The sequence below is a fragment of the Limnochorda pilosa genome (assembly GCF_001544015.1).
Lineage (GTDB): Bacteria > Bacillota > Limnochordia > Limnochordales > Limnochordaceae > Limnochorda > Limnochorda pilosa.
In genome coordinates, this window is sequence record NZ_AP014924.1 from 2,744,021 (window position 1) to 2,766,341 (window position 22,321).

Sequence of the window (22,321 nt, forward strand, 5' to 3'; positions counted from 1 at the left end):
GCCCCGGGGCTACTCCGGCTCGGTGCCTTCCCGGCCGGCAGCCAGCTCCCGGGCCACCTGGCCCAGAATGCCGTTCACGAAGCGGGAGGAGTCCTTGTCGCCGTACTTCTTGGCCAGCTCCACCGCCTCGTTGATGGAGACGCTGGGTGGCATGTCGGGCAGGTGAAGGATCTCAAAGACGGCCAGGCGCAGCACGTTCCGGTCCACGTTGGCCATCCGTTCCAGGCTCCACTCGGGCGAGAACCGCTGGATCCGCGCGTCGATCTCCTCCCGATGAGCCAGCACGCCCCGCACCAGCTGCTCCACGAAGGCCGCGCTCGGCTCTCCCAGCTCCGATACCTCCAGCGCGTGGCGCACGGCCAGCTCCGGACGGGTGTGACCCAGATCGATGCCGAAGAGCGCCTGCAGCGCAGCCTCCCGCGCGCGCCGTCTCTCCAACCCCTGCTCCCCCGTTTCCCCGGTTTCGGCGAAGGGCCGGCCAGGTCGCCCAGACCCTGCCCGTCGGCGTCTACCGGGTCAGCGGTCGCCGGCCCGCCAGAAGCGCCGCACAGCCCTCCCCAGGCTTCCGCGCCGGTCCACCTCGGCGCCCACCAGATAGCCCAGCGCCCCGAAGGCCAGGATGAAGGCCGCCTTGAGCACGCCGAACCTCAGGATGAGCCAGGCGGCCAGGAGGCCCACCAGGGCGCCCACCACCCGGCCCCGGTGGCGCAGGGCGAGCTCCAGCAGCCGGCTCGAAGGCTCGTCCACGGGGCGCACCCCCTACTCCACCCGGGGCAGCTCGCGCACCACCTGGTGCACCGCCACCCGCACCGATGCCACGTTCACGCCCAGGAAGCCCTTGAGGTAGCCCTCCACCTGGCGCTGCACCGCCTCGCCCAGGTCGGGGATGCTGTGGTCCGGGTGGATGGCCAGGTCCAGCAGGACCTCCACACCCGTCTCACGGCTGCGGACGCGGGCATGAACGTCGCGCACCCCCCGCACCTCCCGGGCGGCCCGGGTCACCATCCCCCGCACCGCGTCCAGGGAGACGGCCACCTCTCCCAGCTCCGTCTCCTTCACCCGCGTGGCCCGCGGTCCCTGGGCCGCGGGCAGGGCCAGCCAGAGGACGGCAGCCCCCACGAAGACCAGGAGCCCTCCCAGGGCCCCTGTCCCCCAGGGCCGTTGCACGGCCAGGGCCACCCAGCGGGAAAGCCCAACGGTCGGGTCCCAACCGCCCACCACCGCAAAGAGCGCTACCGCCACCGAGCCGCAGACCAGCGCGAAGAGAGCGACGATCCCTCGTGCGACGGGCGACACCGGACAGGATCACCTCACCCGGGGCTGTTCCTCCTCCGGCTCTTCTTCCTCCGTCTGGAAGTGGACGCCCTGAACATGCACGTTGACCTCCAGGACCTCGAGCCCGGTCATGGTCTCGATGGCCCGCTTCACGTTCTCCTGGATCTGCCAGGCCACGTCGGGGATGCGCACCCCGTACTCCATCACCACGTAGAGGTCGACCGCGGCCTGCTCCTCCCCGACCTCCACCTTGACGCCCTTGGTCAGGTTGCGCCGGCCGAGCATCTCGGCGATGCCGCCCACCACGCCGCCGCTCATGCCCGCGACCCCCTTCACCTCGGTGGCGGCGAGCCCGGCGATGATGCTCACCACCTCGTTGGCGATGCGGGTCTCACCCAGTTCGCTCTTGCGGCGGGCGGTCTCCGGCCGCTCCTCCCAGGCCTCGTCCAGCCTGCGGGGGAGCCGCTCCTCGCTCTTCGCCATGGCCTCTACCTCCTCCCCTGGAGCTGAGCCGGCTTGAGGATGCGTTCCTCGATGAAGTCGGTGGAGAGCGTGCCCGCCTGGAAGACGGGATCACGCACGATCGCCCGCAGCAGCGCGATGTTGGTGGCCAGGCCCTCCACCTCCAGCTCGTCCAGGGCCTCGCTCATGCGCGCGATGGCGCCGGCCCGGTCGCGGTCGCGCACGATGAGCTTGCCGAACATCGAATCGTAGTAGGGCGGAACCACGTAGCCGGCGAACGCGGCCGAGTCCACCCGCACCCCGGGCCCCCCCGGAACGTGGTAGCGCCGGATCAGTCCCGGCGAGGGCATGAAGTTGCGGGAGGGATCCTCGGCGTTCAGCCGGCACTCGATGGCATGGCCCCGGATCACGACGCCAGCCTGATCATACCCCAGCGGCTCGCCCTCGGCAATCCGGATCTGCTCGCGCACCAGGTCGAGGCCGGTCACCTCCTCGGTGACCGGGTGCTCCACCTGGATCCGGGTGTTCATCTCCAGGAAGTAGAAGTTGCCCTGCTCGTCCAGCAGGAATTCCACCGTGCCCGCATTCACGTAGCCGCAGGCCTGAACGCCCCGGAGGGCCGCCTCGCCCATGCGGGCCCGCAGCTCCGGGCTCACCGCCGGGGAGGGCGATTCCTCCACCACCTTCTGGTGGCGGCGCTGGAGAGAGCACTCCCTCTCGCCCAGGTGGACCGCGTGGCCGTGGCGGTCGGCGAGGACCTGGATCTCCACGTGCCGGGGGCGGGTGATGAGGCGCTCCAGGTAGACGTCGGCCGAGCCGAAGGCCGCCTCGGCCTCGTTCCGGGCAGGCTGCAGCACCCGCTGCAGCTCCTCGGGGGTCGCGGCCGCCCGCATCCCCCGCCCGCCGCCTCCCGCCGACGCCTTCACCAGCACGGGGTAACCGATCTCGCCCGCGACCTTCAGCGCCTGCCGCTCGGAGGAGACCGGGCCCTCGCTGCCGGGCAGGACGGGCACCCCCGCCTGGCGCATGAAGGCCCGCGCCTGGGCCTTGTCGCCCATCTGCTGGATGGCGGCCGCCGGCGGGCCGATGAAGACGATGCCATGGCTCTCGCAGATCTCGGAGAAGTCGGCCCGCTCCGAGAGGTAGCCGTAGCCCGGATGGATCGCGTCCACCCCGGTGAGGAGGGCGGCGCTGATGATGTTGGGGGTGTTCAGGTAGCTCTGGGTCGAGGGCGCGGGACCCACGCAGACCGCCTGGTCGGCCAGGCGGACGTGGAGGGCGTCGCGGTCGGCTTCCGAGTAGATGGCCACGGCCTCCACGTTCATCTGGTGGAGGGCCCGGATGATCCGGACCGCGATCTCTCCGCGGTTGGCCACCAGTACCTTGCGGAACTCCAAGGGCGCGTCTCTCCTTGTCTCAGGGGAAGGGCTCAGAGCGGTTCCAGGATGAAGAGGGGCTGCCCGTACTCCACGGGCTGCGCGTTGGCCGCGAGGATCTTCCGCACCCGCCCGCGCGTCTCGGCTTCGATCTCGTTCATGAGCTTCATGGCTTCGATGATGCAGAGCGGCTGGCCGGGTTCCACCGCGTCCCCCACCTCCACGTAGGGCGGCGCGTCGGGGGCGGGAGCGCGATAGAAGGTCCCCACCATGGGCGCCGAGACGACGATCTCGCCGGGTCCGGCGACGCCGTCCTCGGCAGACTCCCTGGGGATCTCCACCGCGGCGCGTGCGGGCACCTCCGCCGGCGCCGCGGCCTTGCCGTTGACGGCCACCGGTCTCTCCACCGTCGCCCGCCGGATCCTCAGGTGGGTTCCCTCGGTCTCCAGCTCCAACTCCTCGATGTCGCTCTGGCTGATCACCTGCACCAGGGCTTTGATCGTCTCCAGATCCAAAGGCGTGCTCCTTCCCGGCCCGGGTCCCGCCGATAGCTTTCCCGGGGAGCCAGCGCCCACCCCGGGCGTCCCGCTCACCACACTTCGATTCGGCGGGACAATCTCCTCTCCCCGCGCCCTTCCTCTTTCGGCGCGGGAGTCCTTCCCCCTGAGGGGGAGGGCTGGCGGCCCTAGCGCACCGAGGTGAGACCGTCCACCAGCGTCACCTGCTGGACCCCCACCCCGGCCAGGTTGGCCACCAGCCCTCCGAGCCGGCCCGCCTTCTCCTCATCCAGCACCTGGGAGAGGACCACCTCCACGCCGTCCTCCCCCCGGACGGCCACCGCCCCGTCGTAGCCCTGGGCCTGCATCAGGTTCTCGATGGCCAGCTCCTGCTCCAGCTGCCGGAGCTCCAGCAGGAGTGCCTGCTGGGCCTCGGCCCTGCGTCCTTCGCTGGCGCTGCCGTCGTCCAGCACGCCCCGCAGGAGCTCCATCCGCTGCGACCGCACCCGGGCCCGATCCATCCGGTAGAGGTCGTAGCCGGATCCCACCGGAAGGCCCTGCAGGTTCGAGCTGGCCGGAATGGCTGCCTGGCCGCCGGCCTCCACCGGGGCCGCCGGGGCGGGCGATGGCGTGCGGCCCGCCGCCGGGTCTGCGGCCGCGGGCTGCGGCACCGCCTCGGGCGGGCCCAGGCTCACGGTCTCGGCCATCTGGTCCGGCGCGGGCAGGAGCCCCGCCACCCATCCCCGGACGTCCTGCCACGCCGAGCGCACCTGGTCCGGTGTCAGGGGCGGCCGCGTCAGGCCGCCCATCGCGGCCCAGGCGCCGAGCCCCAGGACGATCGCCATGGCCAGCGTCCATCTCCAGGTCCGTCGTCCCACCACGAGGAACCTCACCATCCTCTCTCGCCTCCTGATCGCGTTTCTCCTCGCCCGCCTAGCGTGCAGGCACCACACGCACCCGGTACTCGGGCACGTGGAGCACGGTGGCCACGGCCTCCGCCAGCACCCGGCGCACCGCGGGGTCGCCGGCCCCCTGGGCCGCAACCACCACGCCCGCCACCCGGGGCCACTCCCGGCCCACGGTCAGGGCCGGTACGTCGCGGGAGCCGGTACTGTCGCGTACCGACTCGGTGATCCGCCGCTCCTGGGTAGAGCGGGTGCCCCCTTGCGCGTCCCGTTCGTCGGTCTGGCTCTCCTCCCGGGTGGTGTCCCTGGCCAGCTCCTGCCGAAAGCCCTGCTCCAGGGTGAGCATCACCTGGACCTGGCCGGCGCCCGTGATCCGGCCGAGAATCGCCTCCAGCTCGGCCGTCACCTGCTGCACGTAGCGCTGGTCGGGGTCGGCCGCACCGCTTCCGGCGCCGGGCGGAGGGACGGGCCGCGGTGCGGGGGCGAGCCCTCGCCCGCCCATCAGCAGCGCCGCGCCTGCGAGCGCCGCCACCCCCAGCAAGAGCAGGCGTCTCCTGCCCTCAGGCCCCAGGCCGAAGCGATCCGCCGGCCCCTCGGCTCCGGCGAGCGGCCCCATCCATCTCCTGAGCGCCTCCCAGAAAGCCACGGCCCTCCCCCTCCTCAGGGCTCCACCTGCACCCGATCGGCCGGGACCTGGTAGAAGCCAGCCAGCAGCGCCCTCACCTGCTCCCGCAGATCCCCGCCGCCCGGGGCCTGGGGGGCGGGCCTCGGGTCCCCGCCGCCGGCAGGCGGGCCGGCCGGGCCCTCACCCACCCGGAACGGCACCACCTTCACCGAGTCCACGGGCGCCACGCTCACCGCCACCGCCCTGCGGGCCGGTCCGGCCGTCCCGCCGGCGCCCCCGCGCGGCGGGCTCCCCGCTCCCCCGTCCCCCCCGTTCGCGGGGTCGCCACCGGCGGGGGCGGGCACGGCCCCGTCCTGCCCGGCTTCCCCGAGAGAGACGTGGATCGACTCCACCCACCCGTCGGGGGCCAGCTCCACCGTGGTTGCGGCCGGGCGCACCCCCAGGCGCAGCTCCACCAGCCTGGCCGCCTGCAGGGCCGCCTGTCCCTCGGCCTCGCGCCGGGCCCGGTCCTGCAGGGCCAGGGCCAGCCGCCTTCCCTCGGCCACGGGCTCGCCCCGGGGCGGCGGGGGCAGGGTGAGGGCGGGCAGGCTCCACTGGAAGGCGCCCAACTGCACGAAGGGCCTGATCACCGCTACGGCCAGCACCACACCCAGGATCACCCGCACGTAGGGCCGCATGGAGCCATCGGGCAGCAGGAGCTCCGCCAGGGCCAGGAGCAGCACCAGGCTGATCAACGCGTGGAGCCAGTCCAGCAGGAACCCCACCACGGCCCTCCTCCCGCGTCCCTTCAGGCAGCGACTAGCGCAGCATCACCGCCAGGTTCCCCGCACCCACCAGCACCATGATCGAGATGAAGAACATGATCCCTACCGTGGCCAGGGAGACCATGGCCAGCGCCACGCTGGATCCGATGCCCTCCAGGGCGCCCACCAGGCGCTCGTCGCAGAGCGGCTGCATCAGCGCGGTGACGACCTTGTAGACCGCCAGGATGGCCACGATCTTCAAGACCGGCACCGTCACCGCGAGCAGGAGCGCGAGGAGGCCGAAGGCGCCCACGCCGCTCTTGATCACCAGCGATCCGCCCATCACCACCTCCACCGCGTCGGACATCATGCGGCCCACCACCGGAACGAAGTTGCCCGTGAGGAACTTGGCGGTGCGCAGGGCGACCCCGTCGGCCACGGGCCCCACCACGCCCCGAACGGCCATCACCCCGATGAAGACGGTGAAGACCAGCCCCAGCCCCACGGTGACCGCCTGGCGGGCCAAGCCGGCCAGGCGGGAGACGGGGAAACCTCGTGAGAAGTGGGCCGCCACGCTCAGCACCGCGGCGATGACGAGCAGGGGCAGGATCCAGCGCTGCATGACCGCGGCCACGCCCGTCACGGTGGTGATCAGGAGTGGGTGGAAAAGCCCGGCGGAGGTGACCCCGCCCGCGGCCGCCACCAGCGTGGCCAGGAGCGGGAGCAGCGCGAACATGAGGCCGGTCATCTGCTCCACGCTGGAACCCACGATGGCGACCACCTCCCGGAAGCTCTGCAGGCCCAGGTAGCTCAGGGCCAGGAAGACCATGAGAAAGGCGATCTCATCCACCCTGCCGCCGCCCCCGGCCGGGCTCAGCTGCTGCAGCACCGACCCCACCACCACCAGGATCAGGAGCTGTCCAAGGAGCCGGGCGTGAAAGACGACCTCCCGCAGCAGGTACGCCCCCAGCTCCCGGCCCATGCGGCCCACGTCCAGGCCGGCGCCCGCCCCCGGATCCGCCAGCATCCGGCGCACGTCCAGGGTGGGCAGGAGCCGGCGCACGTCCGCGTCCAGGGCCTCCACGGCCTGGTCCAGGGTGGAGGTGTCGAGCTCCTCGAGCTGCCAGAGCGCCTCTTGCCCGCCCCCGCTTCCGGCCGGTGCCTGGAGGCTCGCGGCGACGGCCGCCGCCGGGCCGGCCACCGGCACCAGCCCCAGGGCTCCCGTGAGAAAGAGCACCCAGAGACCCCAGTCTCTGGGGCGTCCCCCCCCGCCCCGCCGCCTACGGCTGCCGGGGAAGGAGGCGCAGGAGCGTGTCCAGCAGGGCCGTGAAGAGCGGAATGGCCAGGACAAGGATCAACACCTTCCCCGCAAGCTCGATGAGGGCGGCGATGGACCCCTCGCCCGCGTCCTTGCTCATCTGGGCGCCGAAGGTGGCCAGGTAGGCCACGGCAACGGCCCGCAGCACCACGTCCAGGTAGTAGCCCGACAGCTCCGCCCGGCGCCCCAGCTCCCGGAAGAGGTCCACGAGCTGGCCCAGCGGCCCCAGCAAGAGCAGGAAGACCACCAGCACGTACGCCATCGAGAGCTCGAAGGCGATCTCCGGGTACTGCCGCCGGAGGAAGAGCAGCACCACCGTCAGGACCAGCCCCAGGCCCACGATGCGGGCGATCTCCCCCATGGCTACCACCAGCGAAAGACGCTCTCGACGTCCTGGAAGAGCCGGGCGATGAGCCGGATCAGCCAAAGGAGCACGATGACCACTCCGGCCAGGCTCAGCATCTGGGCCTGCTCCTGGCGCCCGGCCTGGGAGAGGAAGATGTTCAGGATGGTGATGAGGATCCCCAGGCCGGCGATCTGGTAGATCACGCCGATGTCCATGCCCGCCGCTCCCACCTGGCTCAGTCTCAGTAGAGGATGAGGACCACCAGCGCCCCTGCGCTGAAGCCCGCAAACGGCCACAGCCGGGCCTCCCGCTCCCACCGCCTCTCGGCCGCCCGGCGGTGGTCCGCCAGCCGCCGGCGGGTCAGCTCCAGGAGGCGGACCTGGTCCCGGCTGTCCGAGACGCCCAGGCGATCGCCCAGCCGGGCGATGGCCACCCGGTCTTCGGGCGTCAGCCCCGCTCGCCGGTCCAGATCGTCCACCCCCAGGAGCCACGCCTCGCGGGGAAGCCGGCAGGCGGGGGGCCCCAGCTCCGCGGCCACCCGGACCCAGAAGCGGTCCCACGGGGCGCCCACCTGCGCCGCCACCCGGCGGCATGCCTCAGGCAGCGGGGTCTGCCCGTAGCTGATCTCGCCCTCCAAGAGGGCCAGGCCATGCTCCATGGCCTCCAGCAGCCGTACCCGCCGGGACAGCGCCCAGGAGAGGGTCTGCCCTGCCAGGGTGGAGGCGAGCACGGCCAGACCGGCCCCGAACTCGGCCACCGCCGGCACCGCCAGGCCTCCCGTCTTTGTCCACGTTCCGGACTATAGGTATTCGGAGCGGGCCGGGATATGAGGACGAGGGTGAAGCGCCACCAGGGTGCCCGGGCGGGGGTGGCGGCCGAGGACGCAGACGGCCTCGAAGGCCCGGTGGGCCAGGAGCGGCTGGAGCCCCGGGCGCGCGGCCAGCTCCTCCAGGCTCCCGGCGTGCGCGGTGACCAGCACCGCGACGCCCGCCTCCCGGGCTTCCAGCACGGCCCGAGCGTCCTCCTCGGAGCCGATCTCGTCCGTGGCCACCAGCTGGGGGTCCATGGTGCGGACGAGCTGCATGAGGCCCACCGCCTTTCGGGCCCGGTCCAGCACGTCGGTGCGGGGGCCGACCCGGTTGCGGGGCACGCCCCGGTGGCAGGCGGCCACCTCCGACCGCTCGTCCACCAGGCCGACCCGCATGCCCTCCACCTGCCTCTCGGGGCACCCCTCGCTCGCCCGGCGCACCAGGTCCCGGAGGAGGGTGGTCTTGCCCGAGCCGGGCGGGCCCACCAGCAGCAACGAGGGCCAGGGGGGGAGGAGACCGTGGTCCTGCAGCGAGTCCAGCAGCAGCTCCGCGGCCCCGACAAGCTCCCGGGCGATCCGCAGGTTGGCCGCGGTCACCTGGGCCAGCCGGTGCCCCCGCTCGCTGGCCACCACCTGACCGGCGAGGCCGAGCCGGTGACCGCCCGGAAGGGTCACGAACCCCTGGCACAGCTCCTCTTCCAGGGCGTAGACCGACCCCTGGGCCACCCGCTGCAGCAGGCGCTGGCAGAGGCCGTCGCCGGCGATCCAAGCCCTTGCCGCGTCGGTGGTCAGCTCGCCCGAGGGGTCCAGGAAGCGGCTCGCGCCCGTGAAGCAGAGCTCCACCGGGCGGCCCTCGCCCAGACGGAGCTCCACCAGGGCACCCAGCCCCGGCGGCTCCTGGAGGGGGACCCGCCGTTCCAGTTCCAGGGGAAGCAGGTTCCGTACGGAAGGAGGCAGGAGCGGGCGCACAGGGATCCTCCCCCTGCCGTCGTCCGGGGGCCGGGAAGTTCGGGGGCGCCCCTCGAGCGAGGCCAGGCGGTCCTTGTCCATCCCTATGCGCTGGTGCCCGCCCCCAGGCCGATGCCGTTCCGGACCCGTGGGGGCGGCGTTCTTCAGCGGCTCGCGCCGTCGGCGGTCGGGGCGCCGGCGACTTCTTGCGACGTCCCCTGGTAAAGCGGACCCCGGTGGATCACGTGCCCGCACTCGGGGCAGGTGACCTCCGAGGCTTCGTCCTCCAAGAACTCCGCCTCCACCACCAGGGGCGTGTGGCAGCTGGGGCACTCGAGCTCGGTCATGTCGGCCTCGTCGTAGCCGTAAAGGTCCGCCTCCACGTCGAAAAGATCGTCGTCGACGGCCTGGACGTACTCCTCCAGCTCCTCCAGGTCGCCCCGCATCGCCTCCACCGCCGCGTCCAGCGAATCGAGCGCCTCCAGAACCGAGGTCCAGACGGGCTCGGATCCGGAGGCCCCGTCCGTTCCCCGGCCCTCCAGCAATCCCCTCGCGTAGGCGAGCTTCTGCTTCACGTCCGACATGAATGCCCCTCCCGCAGGCTTGCGTCGCGGTTAATCTCTGCCCGCAGCGCGCCGGCCATTCGGGAGGTTACGCCCTGGAGAGGTACTCCCCGGTACGGGTGTCCACCCGAATCACGTCCCCCGTGTTGACGAAGAGCGGCACCTGCACCACCAGACCCGTCTCGGTGGTGGCCGGCTTGGTTCCGCCGGTGGCCGTGTCCCCCTTGAAGCCCGGCTCCGTCTCGGTCACCTGCAGCTCGACGAAGGTGGGCAGCTCCACCCCGATGGGCCGACCCTGGTAGAACTGGATCAGGATGGTCATGTTGTCCTTCAGGTAGCCCGGCGCCGTTCCGAGCTGGTCGCCGCTCAACGTGAGCTGGTCGTAGGTCTGGGTGTCCATGAAGGCGAAGTCGTCGCCCGTCTTGTACAGGAACTGCATCTCCTTGGTCTCCACCATGGCCCGGTTGACCTTCTCGCCGGCGCGGAAGGTGCGCTCGAAGACCTGACCCGTCCTCACGTTCTTCAGCTTGGTGCGGACGAAGGCCGAGCCCTTTCCGGGCTTGACGTGGAGGAACTCGACGACGCTGAAGACCTCGCCGTCCAGCTCGATGGTGAGACCCGTGCGCAGATCGTTGACCGAGACCAAACGGATTCTCCTTTCCCCTGCCCCTGGCTCTACCCGACCTCCAGGAACTCCTTGGACGCGCGGCTCAGGATGCGGCACCCCTCCTGCGTCACCTGAACCAGGTCCTCGATGCGGACGCCGCCCCAACCAGGCAGGTAGACCCCCGGCTCCACCGAGTGGACCATGCCCGCCTCCAGAGGCCTTGGCTCGGCGGTCTGGTTCAAGCGGGGCGGGTCCTCATGGACCTCCAGCCCCACCCCGTGCCCCAGCCCATGCCCGTAGTGCTCGCCGTGCCCGGCGGCCTCGATGACGTCCCGGGCCACCCGATCCACCGCCACCTGGTCCGCGCCGGCCCGGACCGCGGCGATCCCCGCCTCCTGGGCCCGGAGGACCAGCCCGTACACCTCCCGGGCCTGCCCGTCCGCCCGGCCCACGGCCACGGTGCGGGTCATGTCCGAGCAGTAGCCGTCCAGCACGCAGCCGAAGTCGAGGACCACCATCTGGCCCTGCTCCAGCAGGGCGTCGGTGGGCCTCGCATGCGGCATGGCGCCCCTGGGCCCGGCGGCCACGATGGGGTCGAAGCTGACCGCTTCCGCCCCCTGGCGCCGCATGAAGAACTCGAGCTCCAGCGCCACCTCCCGCTCGCTCACGCCCGGGCGGAGGAACCCCAGCACGTGGTCGAAGGCGGCGTCGGCCAGGCGGCAGGCCTCCTCGATGCGGCGCAACTCCTGCGGCTCCTTCACCGCCCGCAGCTCCTCGATCACCGGGCCCAGGGGCCTCCACGCCAGCCCCTCCACCGCCTGCTGAAAGCGCTCCAGCTCCCTGCAGGTCACGTGGGCGCTCTCGAAGGCCAGCTCGCGCAACCCCAGCTCGGCGGCCACCTGGGAGAGGGTCTCGGTCAGGCGGTCGAACCGCCGCACCTCGAACCCCTGGGCCTGCTGCCGCGCCTGCTCCTCGTAGCGGAAGTCCACCAGGAGCATCTGCCGCTCGGGGGTGACCAGCACGTGCCCGGCAGAGCCCCAGAAGCCGCTGAGGTAGCGCCGGTTGTAAGGGGAGCCCACCAGGAGCGCTCCCACCCCTTCGCGCGCCATGACCGCCCGCAGCCGTTCCAGTCTCCCCTGCATCTCGCCTCGCCTCCTCGGGTGCCTCCACCCCGTCGCCCGGCGCCGGCCCAGGCGCCCGCGCGCCCGGACGCCCGTCACCGCTCGCTACCGTTCGCTGCCGGGGGCGCCGGGACCTTCTGCCGCCCCCAGGCTCTCGGCCAGGCGGACTTGCTGCGCCAGGGCCTCCTCCACGGCTTCCCGCTCCACGGGAACGCCCACCCGAGGGCGTCCGGGCGCCTCCAGGAGCACGAAACGGACCTCGCCCCGCCGGGCCTTCTTGTCGTACCGGAGGGCCCTCCGGAAATCGGGGGCCAGGGCCGGATCGTGGAGGGCGGGCGCGTCCAGCGGCAGCTTCAGGCGCCGCAGTAGAACCGCCGTGCGGCGCGTCCACTCAGGGTCCAGGCCAGCCAGCCGCTGGGAGAGCAGCAGCGCGGTGACGAGCCCCACGGCCACCGCCTCCCCGTGCAGGTACCGGCCGTATCCGGTCACCGCCTCCAGGGCGTGGCCCACCGTGTGGCCCAGGTTGAGGATGGCCCGGACGCCCGCCTCCCGGGGATCGCAGGCCACGGTGGCCGCCTTCAGGCGGACGCTCGCGACGATGAAGGGCTCCCAGGCCGGAAGGCCCTCCTCCACCGCCGCCTCCAGCCCGGCCAGCGGTTCGGGGCCCGCGAGGAGCAGGCTCTTCACCACCTCCGCCATGCCCGCGGCTCGCTCCCGCTCAGGCAGGGTGTCCAACACGGCCGGGTCCGCCAGCACCAGGCGGGGGTGGTGGAACGCCCCCACCAGGTTCTTGCCCTGGGGGAGGTTCACCCCCACCTTGCCCCCGATGCCCGCGTCCACCTGGGCCAGGAGCGTGGTGGGCAGCGCCACCCACCGCACACCCCGCACGAAGGTGGCGGCGGCGAAGCCGGCCGTGTCGCCCACCACGCCTCCTCCGAAGGCCACCACCGTCCCCCCGCGGTCCAGCCCCATCTCCAGCGCGGCGTGCCAGATGGCCGCCACCGCCGACGGGGTCTTGGCCTCCTCGCCCTCGTCCATCCAGTGCCAGCGGGCGGAGACCCCGGCCGCAGCCAGCGACCGCGCCAAGAGCGGCGCATGGGGTTCCAGGGCGTGCTGGCTCACCACCAGCACGTCTCCCTCCACCCCCGCCTCACCCCAAATGGGGCCCGCCTCCTCCAGCAATCTCGGCCGCAGGTGGACGGGGTATCCGGGGGCATGGACGTCGGGCCGCACCACCGCCTGGGGTCGGGCCCGCCACCACCGCGCCAGGCGCGCGCCCGCCTCGGCCACCGAGAGCCCGTCCACGGCCAGGCGCCCGTCGGCCAGGCCGTACGCGGGGAGACGCTCCTCGTACAGCCGCCGGAGCCCCTCCTCGCCCAAGGCCTCCACCAGCGGGCGCCCCGGCTCCGAGGCGACCCGCCGCCAGGCCTCTTCGAAGGGAAGGTCGAGCCAGAGGGCCAGGTCGGACGGCCCCAGGAGCGCCCGCACCTCAGGACGCGCCCAGGCGCCGCCCCCCAGGGCGATCACCCGGCCTCCGGGCTCCAGGAGCGCGGCCAGGGCCTCGGCTTCGCGCCGGCGGAATCCCGCCTCGCCCTCCGCCCGGAAGAGCTCGGGAATGGAGGCGCCGGCCCGCTGCGCGACGGCCTCGTCCAGGTCCACGAAGGGCATGCCCAGCCGGCCCGCCCCGTCGCGCCCCACCGAGCTCTTCCCCGCACCACTGAAGCCCACCAGCACCAGGTTCCCCTCGCGGAGGGCGAGCCGCCCGGGATCGGCCGCGCCGGCATCCTTCCAAGCCGGGCCTCCCATCAGTAGGCCTCCAGGCGGCCGCGGTACGCCTCGAAGGCCGCCTCCATCTCCGAGAGGGTGTCCCCGCCGAACTTCTCCACCCAGGCGGCGGCCAGCTCCCAGGCCACCACCGCCTCCCCCACCACCGCGGCCGCCGGCAGGGCGCACGCATCGCTGCGCTCCACGCTGGCCTGGAAGGGCTCCTTGGTCTCGATCTCCACCGAGCGAAGGGGCTGGTAGAGGGTGGGCAGCGGCTTCATGGCCCCCCGTACCACCACCGGCTCCCCGTTGGTCACCCCGCCCTCGATGCCGCCCGCCCGGTTGGTCGCCCGGAAGTAGCCGCCCGCGGCGAAGTGCCCCGGAAGCTCTTGAGGCAGCCCCCCCCCGGCCTCCTCGTCGCCGGCCGGCTCCCCGGCGGACCGGTGAAAGATCTCGTCGTGCACCTCGGAGCCCGGAAGCCCCGCGGCGGCGAAGCCATCGCCCACTTCCACGCCCTTGACGGCCTGGATGCTCGCGAGCGCGGCGGCCAGGCGCGCGTCGAGGCGCCGGTCCCACTGGGCGTAGCTCCCGAGCCCGGGCGGCACGCCCCCGGCCCGGACCTCGAAGAGACCCCCGGCCGTGTCCCCCCGCTCCCTGAGGACGTCGATCCGCTCCATCATCCGGCGGGCGGCCTCGGCGTCGGCGCAACGCACCGGCGAGGCCTCCGCGGCTCGGGCCAGCTCCGGCAGGGGGAGCCTCGCGAGCAGGGCCCGGTCCGCCTCCACCCCCGCCAGCATCACCACGTGGCCCGCCAGCTCCACCCCGAAGGCTTCCAGCAAGATCCGGCCCAGCGTCCCCGCGGCCACCCGGGCCGCGGTCTCGCGGGCGCTGGCCCGCTCCAGCACGTTGCGAAGGTCTCGATGGCCGTACTTCATGCCGCCCGCCAGGTCCGCGTGGCCCGGGCGGGGCCGTGTCACCCGGCGTGGGGCGACTGCGCCGGGCGCCACCGGGTCGGCGCCCATCACCTCTTGCCAGTGGGCGAAGTCGCGGTTCTCGATCTCCAGGGCGATAGGGGTACCCAAGGTCACACCGTGGCGGATCCCCGACAGGATGCGCACGTGGTCGTGCTCGATCTGCTGGCGGCGGCCCCGGCCGTAGCCCTGCTGGCGGCGGGCCAGGTGCCGGTCGATGGCCTCCCGGGCCACGGCCAGGCCGGCCGGCAGGCCCTCCACCACCACCACCAGGGCCGGCCCGTGCGACTCTCCTGCGGTGAGGTAGCGGAGCGACACGGCCTCGTCCCCCTTTCGAGAATGGTTGCCCCATTCCACGGGCTCCGGGCCGGTTCCTCCGTCGGTGGACGGCGGCGCGTCCCCTAAGAGGTACGGAGCCGCCAGGCCTCGCGATCGATGCGCCCGCGCCTGAGGAGCAGAGCGAAGACGAGGCGCTCGATGGCCCTCACCACGCGCGTGTGGGGAAGCTCGCGCCGGCTCACCGGGTTGACCAGCACCGTGACGAAGCCGGCCCGGTGCCCACCCAGCACGTCGGTGAAGATCTGATCGCCCAGGACGGCGGTCTCGTGGGGCCTGGTGCCCAGGAGCCGGGCCGCGGCCCGAAAGCCGCGCCGGCGAGGCTTGGTGTAGCTCTCAACCCAGGGCAGGCCCAGGCGCTCCGCGGTGAGGCGAACCCGGCGCGGCCGGCCATTGGAGAGGATGCAAAGTCTCATCCCGGCGGCGCGGGCCTCCCGCAGCCACACCAGCACGGGTTCGGCCGCCTCGCGCCCGCCGTAGGCCACCAGGGTGTTGTCCAGGTCGAGGACCAGCCCCCGGACCCCCCGGCGCTGAAGGCGTTCCAGGTCCACCTCGGGAAGGCTGGGGAAGATCTCGTCGGGCGTGAGCAGATGGAGCACGGGCGAGCCTCCTCCCGTGCCCCAGTATACCACGGCGCTGCGCTCGGCTGAGCGCGTTCTCTCACCGGACACGCACGTGGAGAAAAGCCCGGTTGGGTGAAGCGCTCGTCATGTCCCTTCCGCCAGCTGGCGGTGGAGCTTGCCCAGGGCTCGCTTCTCGATGCGGGAGACGTAGGAGCGGGAGATGCCCAGGCGGCGGGAGATCTCCCGCTGGGTGTAGCGCAGGCCGTCCCGCAGGCCGTAGCGGAGCTCGATCACCCGGCGTTCCCGGTTCGAGAGCACCCCCATCTTCTGGCGCAGCTGCTGGCTCTCCACCTCGGTCTCCACCTGATCCGCCACCTCGGAACCGTCGCTGCCCAGGACGTCGATGAGGCTGATCTCGTTGCCCTCCTTGTCGGTGCCGATGGGGTCGAAGAGCATCACCTCGCCCCGCAGCTTCCGGGTGGCCCGCAGGTGCATGAGGATCTCGTTCTCGATGCAGCGGGCGGCGTAGGTGGCCAGGCGGGTGTTCTTGCCCGCGTCGTAGGTCCGGATCGCCTTGATGAGCCCGATGGTACCGATGGAGATCAGATCGTCGCTGTCCTCGCCCGTGTTCTCGAACTTCTTCACCAGGTGGGCCACCAGCCGCAGGTTGTGCTCGATGAGCCGGTTGCGGGCCTCCTCGCTTCCGGCGTGCATCTCCCCCAGGAGCCGGCTCTCCTCCTCGGGGGAGAGAGGCAGCGGAAAGGTGTGGTGCCCCGCCAGGTAGCCCGAAAGGGTCGCGAGGCTGCCGAAGAACAAGGAAAGGATGGTACTCAGCGGTTCCATCCAGGGGTTCCCCTCCACGTCGAGACAGCACGGGCCGGCCCTCTCGTGAGGCCGGTCCGGGCAACAAAGGACCGTCTGGGTCTACCTTATGAGGGCTCTGGACGGCACGTGCCTGGACCCGGAATCCCGCGGAGGGGGCGGGGCCGGAGCCGGTTTCGTCCGGGGGGACCTGGGTGTCAGTAGCCTAGCTCCCGGCGGGCCCGCACGTGCTGGGTGAAGGTGCGGCTGAAGACGTGGCCCCCGCGCCGGTCGGCCACGAAGTAGAGGTAGTCCACGACCGCAGGTTGGAGCACCGCCTCCAGCGAGGCGCGGCCTGGGCTGGCGATGGGGCCCGGAGGCAGGCCGCGGTAGCGGTAGGTATTGTAGGGTGAGTCGATGCGGAGGTCAGGGTAGTAGAGGCGCGAGCGGGGCGTCGGCATGACGTACTTCACCGTGGGATCAGCCTGGAGGGGCATGTCCCGAGCCAGCCGGTTGAGGAAGACGGCGGCGATCAGGGGCCGCTCCTCGTCCCGCACCGCCTCTTCCTCCACGATGGACGCGAGGGTGACCACCTGGTGCACGGTCATCCCCACCGCCCGTGCTCGCTCGGCCAAATGCATCTCCTCGGCCACCTGGAGGAAGCGCGCGACCAGGGTCCGGATGGCGAGCGCCTCGTCGCGGACGGGCAGGTCGTAGGTATCGGGAAAGAGGTACCCCTCCAGCGAGGGGATGGGCCGGGACCCGAAGGCCTCCACCAGCGGCGAGGAGGAGCCGTAGACCAGCCGCTCGTCCGAGGCCAGGCTGAGGAAGCGTTGCTCGTCGGCGATGCCCGCCGAGGCCAGGCGCGCCGCGATCTCCCTCAGGTTGAACCCTTCGGGGATGTAGGTTCGGGCCACGGCCACCCGTCCTGCCGCGAGCTGATCCAGCACCGCGGGCAGCGGCATGGACGGGTCGAGGCGGTAGTGGCCTGCTTTGAGGGAGGCATCGGTGCCTTCCAGGCGGCTCCACCACTGGAAGAGCAGGGCGCTGCGGATGACTCCCCCGCTCGCCAGGATGCGGCCGATCTCCCGGGAGGTCGCGCCCTCAGGGATCTCCACCAGCACCCCCGGCTCCCCGTGGCGCAGGCTCAGGGGCATGGTGAGGGCCTGGATCGCGAAGAGGAGGACCGCCCCCAGGAGGCAGCCGGTCCAGAAAAGGTAGACAGCCGCGCGGCCCGCGCCTTCCAGCGCGCGCCGGACGGGCTCGAAGCGCGTGACCTCCGAACGGCCGGTGGCCGTGGAGAGTCCCGCCACAAGGGCCTGTCCTTCCGGGCGGGTCGGCGTCACCGCGATCCCCCTTACGGGCCGGTCTTATCCAGTCCTTACCAGTGCCTCTTTCCTTTCGAGCCGGTGGGGCCCGATTCCTCTTCATCGGGTGGCGGGGCGAAGGAGGCCGCCTGGCGATGGGCGTCCAGGAACCCCTGAAGGATGAGGATGGCGGCGGTCTGATCCACCACGGCCCGCCGGCGAGCCCGGCTGAGCCCGCCCTCCAGCAGGGCCCGCTCGGCCTGCCGGGTGGTGAGCCGCTCGTCCCAGTAGGTCACGGGCAGCTTGGTCCTTGCCGAGAGGCGCCGGCCCATACGCAGGACGGCTTCGGCCTCGGGCCCCTGGCTGCCATCGGTGCGTCGCGGCAGCCCGAGGATCAGACCGGTGACCCCATGCTCCCGGGCCACCTCCGCGACCCGTTCCATCCAGCCCGCCTTGAGCCGGTCGACGGTCCCGGCGCCCGAGGCGCTCATCCGCAGGGGGTCGCTCACCGCCAGCCCGATCCGGCGGCTGCCCACGTCCAGCCCGAGCAGGGGCCCATCCTCGGGGACGTCCACGCTCAGACCTCCCGGGTCTCGCCTGCGAACCGCCTCAGGTAGTGCTCCACGACCTCTTCCAGCAGCTCGTCTCGTTCGAGGGCCCGGATCCGCTTGCGCGCGTCACGGTAGGTGGTGATGTAGGCAGGGTCGCCTGAGAGAAGGTAGCCCACGAGCTGCCCCGTGGGATCGTAGCCCTTCTCCTTGAGGGCGAGGTAGACCTGGCGCAGGACATCCTCGGTGCGGGGCCGCCCCTCCAGCTCCAGCCGGTAGCGCATGGTCTCCCGACCGGTTTCGTCGTGCTCCATGTGGGTCATGCTCAACCCCCCTTGCGGCTACGGTCCCTTGGCCGGAACCTGCGCGCCGGAGCCTGCCGCCGCCAGCTGCGCCAGCGCCGCCCGGCGCCCGGTTTCCAGGGCCCGCTCCAGGCCTGCGGGATCCCGGCCACCGGCCTCGGCCATGTCGGGCCGGCCGCCCCCGCCGCCCCCTGCCTCGCGGGCGGCCGCCTGCACGACCCGGCCGGCATGGAAGCCCCGCTGCACCAGGTCCGGCGTGGCCATGGCCACCAGCTGAACCCTTCCGCCTTCGGTGGTTCCCAGGACGACGGCTGCGGAGCGCAGCCGGTCGCGCACCCGGTCGCCCATGGTGCGCAGCTGCTCCTTCCCCACCCCCGAAACGGCCGCCACCACCAAGTGGGAGCCGTCCACGCTCTCGGCGCGGGCCAGGAGCCGTTCGGCCTCGGCCGCCGCCTGCTGCTCCAGCATCCGTTCCAGCCGGCCCTGAAGCTCCTCCACCTGGGCGGCCAGCCGCTCCACGTGCTGGGGCACCTCCTCCCGGGTGGTGCCCAGAAAGCGGGCGAGCCGCTCCCACCGCTCGCTCATCTCGTTCAGCATGTGAAGGGTCCCGTGGCCCGTCAGGGCCGTGACCCGGCGGACGCCGGAGGCGACGCTCCCCTCCTGGACGATCTTGAAGGGGCCCACCTCGGCCGAGGAGAGCACGTGGGTACCGCCGCAGAGCTCTCGGGAGTAGTCGCCGATCGTCACCACCCGCACCACGTCGCCGTACTTCTCGCCGAAGAGGGCCATGGCACCCGAGCGCACGGCTTCGTCGTAGGGCATCTCGGAGACGGCCACCGGCAGGTCCTGGAGGACCCGGTCGTTCACCTGGTCCTCCAGGTCCCGAATCTGCCCGGGGTCCAGCCCCTGGAAGTGGGTGAAGTCGAAACGAAGGTAGTCGGGGTGGACCAGCGAGCCCGCCTGCCGGGCGTGCTCGCCCAGGGTCTCCCTCAGGGCCTTGTGGATCAGGTGGGTGCCCGTATGGTTGCGGGCCGTGTCCCAGCGGTGGTGGGCGTCCACCGTGGCCAGCACCGTCTCGTCCCGCCGGACCCGGCCCGAGACCACCCGGCCCCTGTGGACCACGAGCCCCGACACCGGACGCTGGACGTCCTCCACCTCCACCTGGCCGGCGGGCCCACTGAGGGTGCCCCGGTCGGGCACCTGGCCGCCGCTCTCCGCGTAGAAGGGGGTCCGGTCCAGCACCATCTCCACGGCCTGCCCGGCCCGGGCCTCGGCGACGGGCCGGCCGTCCACCAGCAGGGCAAGGACCTGCGCCTCGTCCTCCAGCCGATCGTAGCCCGTGAAGCGGGAAGGGGGCACCTCCCGGGAGAGATCCCGGTAGAGCTCCACACCCCGCTTCCCCAGGTAGCCCATCTCCTCCCGGGCCGATCGGGCCCGCATCCGCTGCGCCTCCATGTGGGCCTGGAAGCCGGACTCGTCCACCTCCAGGCCGCGCGCCGCCGCCATCTCCCGGGTGAGCTCGGGCGGGAAGCCGTAGGTGTCGTAGAGCCGGAAGACGCGCTCGCCGTCCAGGGCTTTCTCGCCCCGCCCCTGCGCCTCGTCGAGCGCCTCCTCCAGGAGCCCCATGCCCTGGTCGAGGGTCTCCGCGAAGCGGCGCTCCTCCCACGCCAGGACCTGCCGGATGTGCTCCCGCTGCCCCACCAGCTCAGGGTAGCCCTGCTTCATCTGCTCGACGACCCGGTCGGCCACGGTGGCCAGGAAGGGCTCCGAGAGGCCCAGGAGCCGCCCGTGCAGCGCCGCCCGCCGCAGGAGCCGGCGGAGGACGTAGCCCCGGCCCTCGTTGCCGGGCAGGATACCGTCGAAGACCATGAAGACCACGCCCCGCACGTGGTCCGCGATGACCCGCAGGGAGACGTCCCGCCCGGGGTCCTCCCCGTAGCGCACCCCCGCCATGCGGGCCACCTCGTCGAGGATGGGGCGCACCAGGTCCACCTCGAAGATGGAGGAGACCCCCTGGAGGACCGCCGCGGTCCGCTCGAGCCCCATGCCCGTGTCGATCCCCGTCTGCTCCAGGGGCGTCAGGTTCCCGTGCTCGTCCTGGTAGAACTGGATGAAGACCAGGTTCCAAATCTCCAGGAAGCGGTCGCACTCGCAACCGGGTGCGCACGTCTCCTGGCCGCAACCGTGGGCCTCGCCCCGGTCGTAGTAGATCTCGGAGCAGGGCCCGCAGGGGCCGACGCCGATTTCCCAGAAGTTGGACTCCTTGCCCAGGCGCACGATGCGATCCCCGGGGAGGGCGACCTGCTCGTGCCAGATGCGGAAGGCCTCGTCGTCGTCCATGTAGATGGTGGCCCACAGCTTCTCCCGGGGAAGCTGCATGCGCTCGGTGACGAACTCCCAGGCCCACCGGATGGCGTCTTCCTTGAAGTAGTCGCCGAACGAGAAGTTCCCCAGCATCTCGAAGAAGGTTCCGTGGCGGTCGGTGTAGCCCACGTGGTCGATGTCGGCCGTCCGCAGGCAGCGCTGGAAGGTGGTCACCCGGCGTACGTCGGGCGTCTCGGTGCCCATGAAGAACGGCTTGAACTGGACCATCCCCGCCGCGGTGAGGAGGATGGTGGGGTCGTTCTTGGGCACCAGGGAACTGCCCGGCTTGTGGGCGTGCCCTTTGGAGACGAAGAAGTCGATGTACGCTTGCCGCAGCTCATCCGCCGTCCACCGAACCATCGATGAACCTCCTCGACGCAGCCAACGGCCACAGACAATGAAACCGCCGTGGGCCTCCCGCACCCCGTCGGGGCATCCGGGCAGGCACCGGAAGGCGGTGGACCAAGGGCTCGCAGATCACCCATATGGTACCTTGTGCCTTCAGGGGCTGTCAACTGCAAGCCGGAGCCCGGCCAGCGAGCGCCCGATCTCCCGGGCCACGGCCCCCACCGGGACCGCCAGGAAGAGCCCGGGGACCCCCGCCACCTGACCGCCCGCCAGCACCAGGAGCATCACGGTCAGCGGGTGGAGGGCCATGGTACGTCCCAGGACGAAGGGCGAGATCAGCGCCCCCTCGAGCTGGTGGATGCCGAGCATCCCCACCAGGACCCAGCCGGCGGTCGCGGGCCCCTGCTCCAGGGCCAGAAGCACGGCCGGAATGCCCCCCAGGATGGGGCCGAAGTAGGGGATCACCTCGAAGAGCCCCGCCACCAGACCGCCGAAGAGGGCGAAGGGGACGCCCAGGGCGCGGAGGAGCACGGCCGTGAGGGTGCCGATGAGGACCGCCACCAGGAGCTGCCCCCGCACGAAGGCGGCCACCAGGTGACCGATACGGTCCAGGAGCGCGCCCACCTCCCGGCGAGGTCCCGCCGGCAGCGGCTCCAGTAACGCCCGGCGGAACCGGGGCCCGTCGCGGAGCAGGTAGTAGGCGATGACGGGGCTCAGCGCCAGCTGGAAGGCCTGAGTGAGCAGGGTCACCAGCCACTCGTCCAGCCGCGTGGCCACGCGGCTCACCCAGCCCCTGAGCCCCTCGCCGATGCTGGTGGCCACCGCCTCCCAAGGCGCCCCGAACCGGCTCAACCGGCCGAAGAGCAGGCCGATCTCCCGGGTGGCCGCCTCGCCCAGGGGCGAGATCTGGCCCAGGAAGCGGTCCAACTCCGCCATCAGGTTCGGCAGCAGGGTGACGAAGAGGACGAACCCCACCAGCGCCACCCCCACGAAGCCCACCAGGATCGCCGCCTGCCGGGGGACGGAACGCGCCTCCAGCCGCCCCACCAGGGGGTGCAGGAGCGCGGCGAGCAGGGCGGCCACACCCAGGGTCAGGATGAGGTGGCGAAAGATCCAGAGAAAGAGAAGGCCTGCCAGGAGCAGGCCGCCCAGCAGGCCCCAGCGCGGTCTGGCGGCCACGCCTCAGCGGACCAGTTGCCGAAGCTGCGCGAGGCCGGCCCGTCCCACGTCCATCGCCCTGGCAAGCCCCGCCGTGGCCGCGGCGGCACCCCGCGTCACGGGGGTCCTCCGCACCCGGGCCAGGAGCCGCCCGGCCCGGCGGGTCCGGACCACCGGCCTGGGCCGGCTCATGTAGAGCGTCGTGGCCACGCCCAGGAGCATGCCCGCCGCGATCCCTCGCAGCATCCGCGAGAACACGTCCTTC

The 22,321-nt window shown here is 72.3% G+C and carries 27 protein-coding genes; all 27 read right to left on the reverse strand.

The features are described 5' to 3' along the window. Positions 1-9: 9 nt before the first annotated feature. Positions 10-438 carry a transcription antitermination factor NusB gene (gene nusB, locus LIP_RS12135; protein WP_068138754.1) on the reverse strand — a complete coding sequence of 143 codons (429 nt, stop codon included), beginning with the start codon at positions 436-438 and terminating at the stop codon, positions 10-12. Between the two features lie 78 nt (positions 439-516). Then, positions 517-747 carry a DUF2273 domain-containing protein gene (locus LIP_RS12140; RefSeq protein ID WP_158509674.1) on the reverse strand — a complete coding sequence of 77 codons (231 nt, stop codon included), beginning with the start codon at positions 745-747 and terminating at the stop codon, positions 517-519. A 12-nt stretch (positions 748-759) separates the two neighbouring features. Next, positions 760-1,296 (reverse strand): alkaline shock response membrane anchor protein AmaP, encoded by a 537-nt coding sequence (gene amaP / locus LIP_RS12145; protein ID WP_068138759.1) that lies wholly within the window; start codon positions 1,294-1,296, stop codon positions 760-762. 9 nt (positions 1,297-1,305) lie between these two features. Beyond that, complete coding sequence (locus tag LIP_RS12150) at positions 1,306-1,758, reverse strand: Asp23/Gls24 family envelope stress response protein (RefSeq protein WP_082726274.1); 453 nt, start codon at positions 1,756-1,758, stop codon at positions 1,306-1,308. A gap of 5 nt (positions 1,759-1,763) precedes the next feature. Further along, a complete protein-coding gene (gene accC, locus LIP_RS12155) occupies positions 1,764-3,134 on the reverse strand; it encodes an acetyl-CoA carboxylase biotin carboxylase subunit (RefSeq protein WP_068138762.1) in 1,371 nt (456 codons plus the stop codon). Positions 3,135-3,166: 32 nt separating this feature from the next. Continuing rightward, complete coding sequence (accB, locus tag LIP_RS12160) at positions 3,167-3,628, reverse strand: acetyl-CoA carboxylase biotin carboxyl carrier protein (RefSeq protein ID WP_068138766.1); 462 nt, start codon at positions 3,626-3,628, stop codon at positions 3,167-3,169. A gap of 170 nt (positions 3,629-3,798) precedes the next feature. Further along, complete coding sequence (locus tag LIP_RS12165; RefSeq protein ID WP_068138769.1) at positions 3,799-4,506, reverse strand: SpoIIIAH-like family protein; 708 nt, start codon at positions 4,504-4,506, stop codon at positions 3,799-3,801. Between the two features lie 37 nt (positions 4,507-4,543). Next, positions 4,544-5,161, reverse strand: a complete 618-nt coding sequence (locus LIP_RS12170) for a hypothetical protein (protein ID WP_068138772.1) — start codon at positions 5,159-5,161, stop codon at positions 4,544-4,546. 14 nt (positions 5,162-5,175) lie between these two features. Further along, entirely contained in the window at positions 5,176-5,904 is a 729-nt protein-coding gene (locus LIP_RS12175; RefSeq protein ID WP_158509675.1) for a stage III sporulation protein AF, read from the reverse strand. A 34-nt stretch (positions 5,905-5,938) separates the two neighbouring features. Next, complete coding sequence (gene spoIIIAE / locus LIP_RS12180; RefSeq protein ID WP_068138778.1) at positions 5,939-7,120, reverse strand: stage III sporulation protein AE; 1,182 nt, start codon at positions 7,118-7,120, stop codon at positions 5,939-5,941. Between the two features lie 43 nt (positions 7,121-7,163). Continuing rightward, entirely contained in the window at positions 7,164-7,562 is a 399-nt protein-coding gene (gene spoIIIAD / locus LIP_RS12185; RefSeq protein ID WP_068138781.1) for a stage III sporulation protein AD, read from the reverse strand. 2 nt (positions 7,563-7,564) lie between these two features. Next, the gene (gene spoIIIAC / locus LIP_RS12190; RefSeq protein WP_068138784.1) at positions 7,565-7,762 is read right to left on the reverse strand and encodes a stage III sporulation protein AC; all 198 of its coding nucleotides are present in this window, start codon (positions 7,760-7,762) and stop codon (positions 7,565-7,567) included. 26 nt (positions 7,763-7,788) lie between these two features. Further along, positions 7,789-8,313: a stage III sporulation protein AB gene (locus LIP_RS12195; protein ID WP_068138787.1), complete on the reverse strand. Its 525-nt coding sequence runs from the start codon at positions 8,311-8,313 to the stop codon at positions 7,789-7,791. A gap of 33 nt (positions 8,314-8,346) precedes the next feature. Next, complete coding sequence (spoIIIAA, locus tag LIP_RS12200; protein WP_198409527.1) at positions 8,347-9,324, reverse strand: stage III sporulation protein AA; 978 nt, start codon at positions 9,322-9,324, stop codon at positions 8,347-8,349. Between the two features lie 143 nt (positions 9,325-9,467). Continuing rightward, positions 9,468-9,887 (reverse strand): CD1247 N-terminal domain-containing protein, encoded by a 420-nt coding sequence (locus LIP_RS12205; RefSeq protein ID WP_068138790.1) that lies wholly within the window; start codon positions 9,885-9,887, stop codon positions 9,468-9,470. Between the two features lie 67 nt (positions 9,888-9,954). Further along, positions 9,955-10,512 (reverse strand): elongation factor P, encoded by a 558-nt coding sequence (gene efp / locus LIP_RS12210; RefSeq protein ID WP_068138793.1) that lies wholly within the window; start codon positions 10,510-10,512, stop codon positions 9,955-9,957. 29 nt (positions 10,513-10,541) lie between these two features. After that, entirely contained in the window at positions 10,542-11,615 is a 1,074-nt protein-coding gene (locus LIP_RS12215; RefSeq protein ID WP_068138796.1) for a M24 family metallopeptidase, read from the reverse strand. A gap of 84 nt (positions 11,616-11,699) precedes the next feature. Further along, positions 11,700-13,400: a 3-dehydroquinate synthase gene (gene aroB, locus LIP_RS12220; protein ID WP_068138799.1), complete on the reverse strand. Its 1,701-nt coding sequence runs from the start codon at positions 13,398-13,400 to the stop codon at positions 11,700-11,702. Next, positions 13,400-14,647: a chorismate synthase gene (gene aroC / locus LIP_RS12225; RefSeq protein ID WP_068138803.1), complete on the reverse strand. Its 1,248-nt coding sequence runs from the start codon at positions 14,645-14,647 to the stop codon at positions 13,400-13,402. The genes aroB and aroC overlap by 1 nt, the downstream gene beginning before the upstream one ends. Before the next feature lie 83 nt (positions 14,648-14,730). Then, positions 14,731-15,264 (reverse strand): YqeG family HAD IIIA-type phosphatase, encoded by a 534-nt coding sequence (locus LIP_RS12230; protein ID WP_198409528.1) that lies wholly within the window; start codon positions 15,262-15,264, stop codon positions 14,731-14,733. A 108-nt stretch (positions 15,265-15,372) separates the two neighbouring features. Beyond that, positions 15,373-16,071, reverse strand: coding sequence for an RNA polymerase sporulation sigma factor SigK (gene sigK, locus LIP_RS12235; protein WP_068138805.1), 699 nt, complete (start codon positions 16,069-16,071; stop codon positions 15,373-15,375). A gap of 176 nt (positions 16,072-16,247) precedes the next feature. Further along, positions 16,248-17,375 carry an endolytic transglycosylase MltG gene (mltG, locus tag LIP_RS12240; protein WP_144440470.1) on the reverse strand — a complete coding sequence of 376 codons (1,128 nt, stop codon included), beginning with the start codon at positions 17,373-17,375 and terminating at the stop codon, positions 16,248-16,250. 35 nt (positions 17,376-17,410) lie between these two features. Then, positions 17,411-17,911, reverse strand: coding sequence for a Holliday junction resolvase RuvX (ruvX, locus tag LIP_RS12245; protein WP_082726278.1), 501 nt, complete (start codon positions 17,909-17,911; stop codon positions 17,411-17,413). A gap of 2 nt (positions 17,912-17,913) precedes the next feature. Further along, positions 17,914-18,207 carry an IreB family regulatory phosphoprotein gene (locus LIP_RS12250; RefSeq protein ID WP_269433341.1) on the reverse strand — a complete coding sequence of 98 codons (294 nt, stop codon included), beginning with the start codon at positions 18,205-18,207 and terminating at the stop codon, positions 17,914-17,916. 18 nt (positions 18,208-18,225) lie between these two features. Beyond that, positions 18,226-20,910 carry an alanine--tRNA ligase gene (gene alaS / locus LIP_RS12255; protein ID WP_068138811.1) on the reverse strand — a complete coding sequence of 895 codons (2,685 nt, stop codon included), beginning with the start codon at positions 20,908-20,910 and terminating at the stop codon, positions 18,226-18,228. A 141-nt stretch (positions 20,911-21,051) separates the two neighbouring features. Further along, positions 21,052-22,077 carry an AI-2E family transporter gene (locus LIP_RS12260; RefSeq protein WP_068138815.1) on the reverse strand — a complete coding sequence of 342 codons (1,026 nt, stop codon included), beginning with the start codon at positions 22,075-22,077 and terminating at the stop codon, positions 21,052-21,054. A gap of 3 nt (positions 22,078-22,080) precedes the next feature. Next, positions 22,081-22,314 carry a hypothetical protein gene (locus LIP_RS12265; protein WP_068138818.1) on the reverse strand — a complete coding sequence of 78 codons (234 nt, stop codon included), beginning with the start codon at positions 22,312-22,314 and terminating at the stop codon, positions 22,081-22,083. Positions 22,315-22,321: the final 7 nt, after the last annotated feature.

What these genes read in the sequence shown, in the direction of transcription:
- LIP_RS12150 (WP_082726274.1), bottom strand. Translation starts at nt 1,758, where the DNA reads ATGGCGAAGAGCGAGGAGCGGCTCCCCCGCAGGCTGGACGAGGCCTGG.
- LIP_RS12165 (WP_068138769.1), bottom strand. Translation starts at nt 4,506, where the DNA reads ATGGTGAGGTTCCTCGTGGTGGGACGACGGACCTGGAGATGGACGCTG.
- spoIIIAD (WP_068138781.1), bottom strand. Translation starts at nt 7,562, where the DNA reads ATGGGGGAGATCGCCCGCATCGTGGGCCTGGGGCTGGTCCTGACGGTG.
- spoIIIAC (WP_068138784.1), bottom strand. Translation starts at nt 7,762, where the DNA reads ATGGACATCGGCGTGATCTACCAGATCGCCGGCCTGGGGATCCTCATC.
- LIP_RS12205 (WP_068138790.1), bottom strand. Translation starts at nt 9,887, where the DNA reads ATGTCGGACGTGAAGCAGAAGCTCGCCTACGCGAGGGGATTGCTGGAG.
- LIP_RS12215 (WP_068138796.1), bottom strand. Translation starts at nt 11,615, where the DNA reads ATGCAGGGGAGACTGGAACGGCTGCGGGCGGTCATGGCGCGCGAAGGG.
- aroB (WP_068138799.1), bottom strand. Translation starts at nt 13,400, where the DNA reads ATGGGAGGCCCGGCTTGGAAGGATGCCGGCGCGGCCGATCCCGGGCGG.
- sigK (WP_068138805.1), bottom strand. Translation starts at nt 16,071, where the DNA reads ATGGAACCGCTGAGTACCATCCTTTCCTTGTTCTTCGGCAGCCTCGCG.
- LIP_RS12250 (WP_269433341.1), bottom strand. Translation starts at nt 18,207, where the DNA reads ATGACCCACATGGAGCACGACGAAACCGGTCGGGAGACCATGCGCTAC.
- alaS (WP_068138811.1), bottom strand. Translation starts at nt 20,910, where the DNA reads ATGGTTCGGTGGACGGCGGATGAGCTGCGGCAAGCGTACATCGACTTC.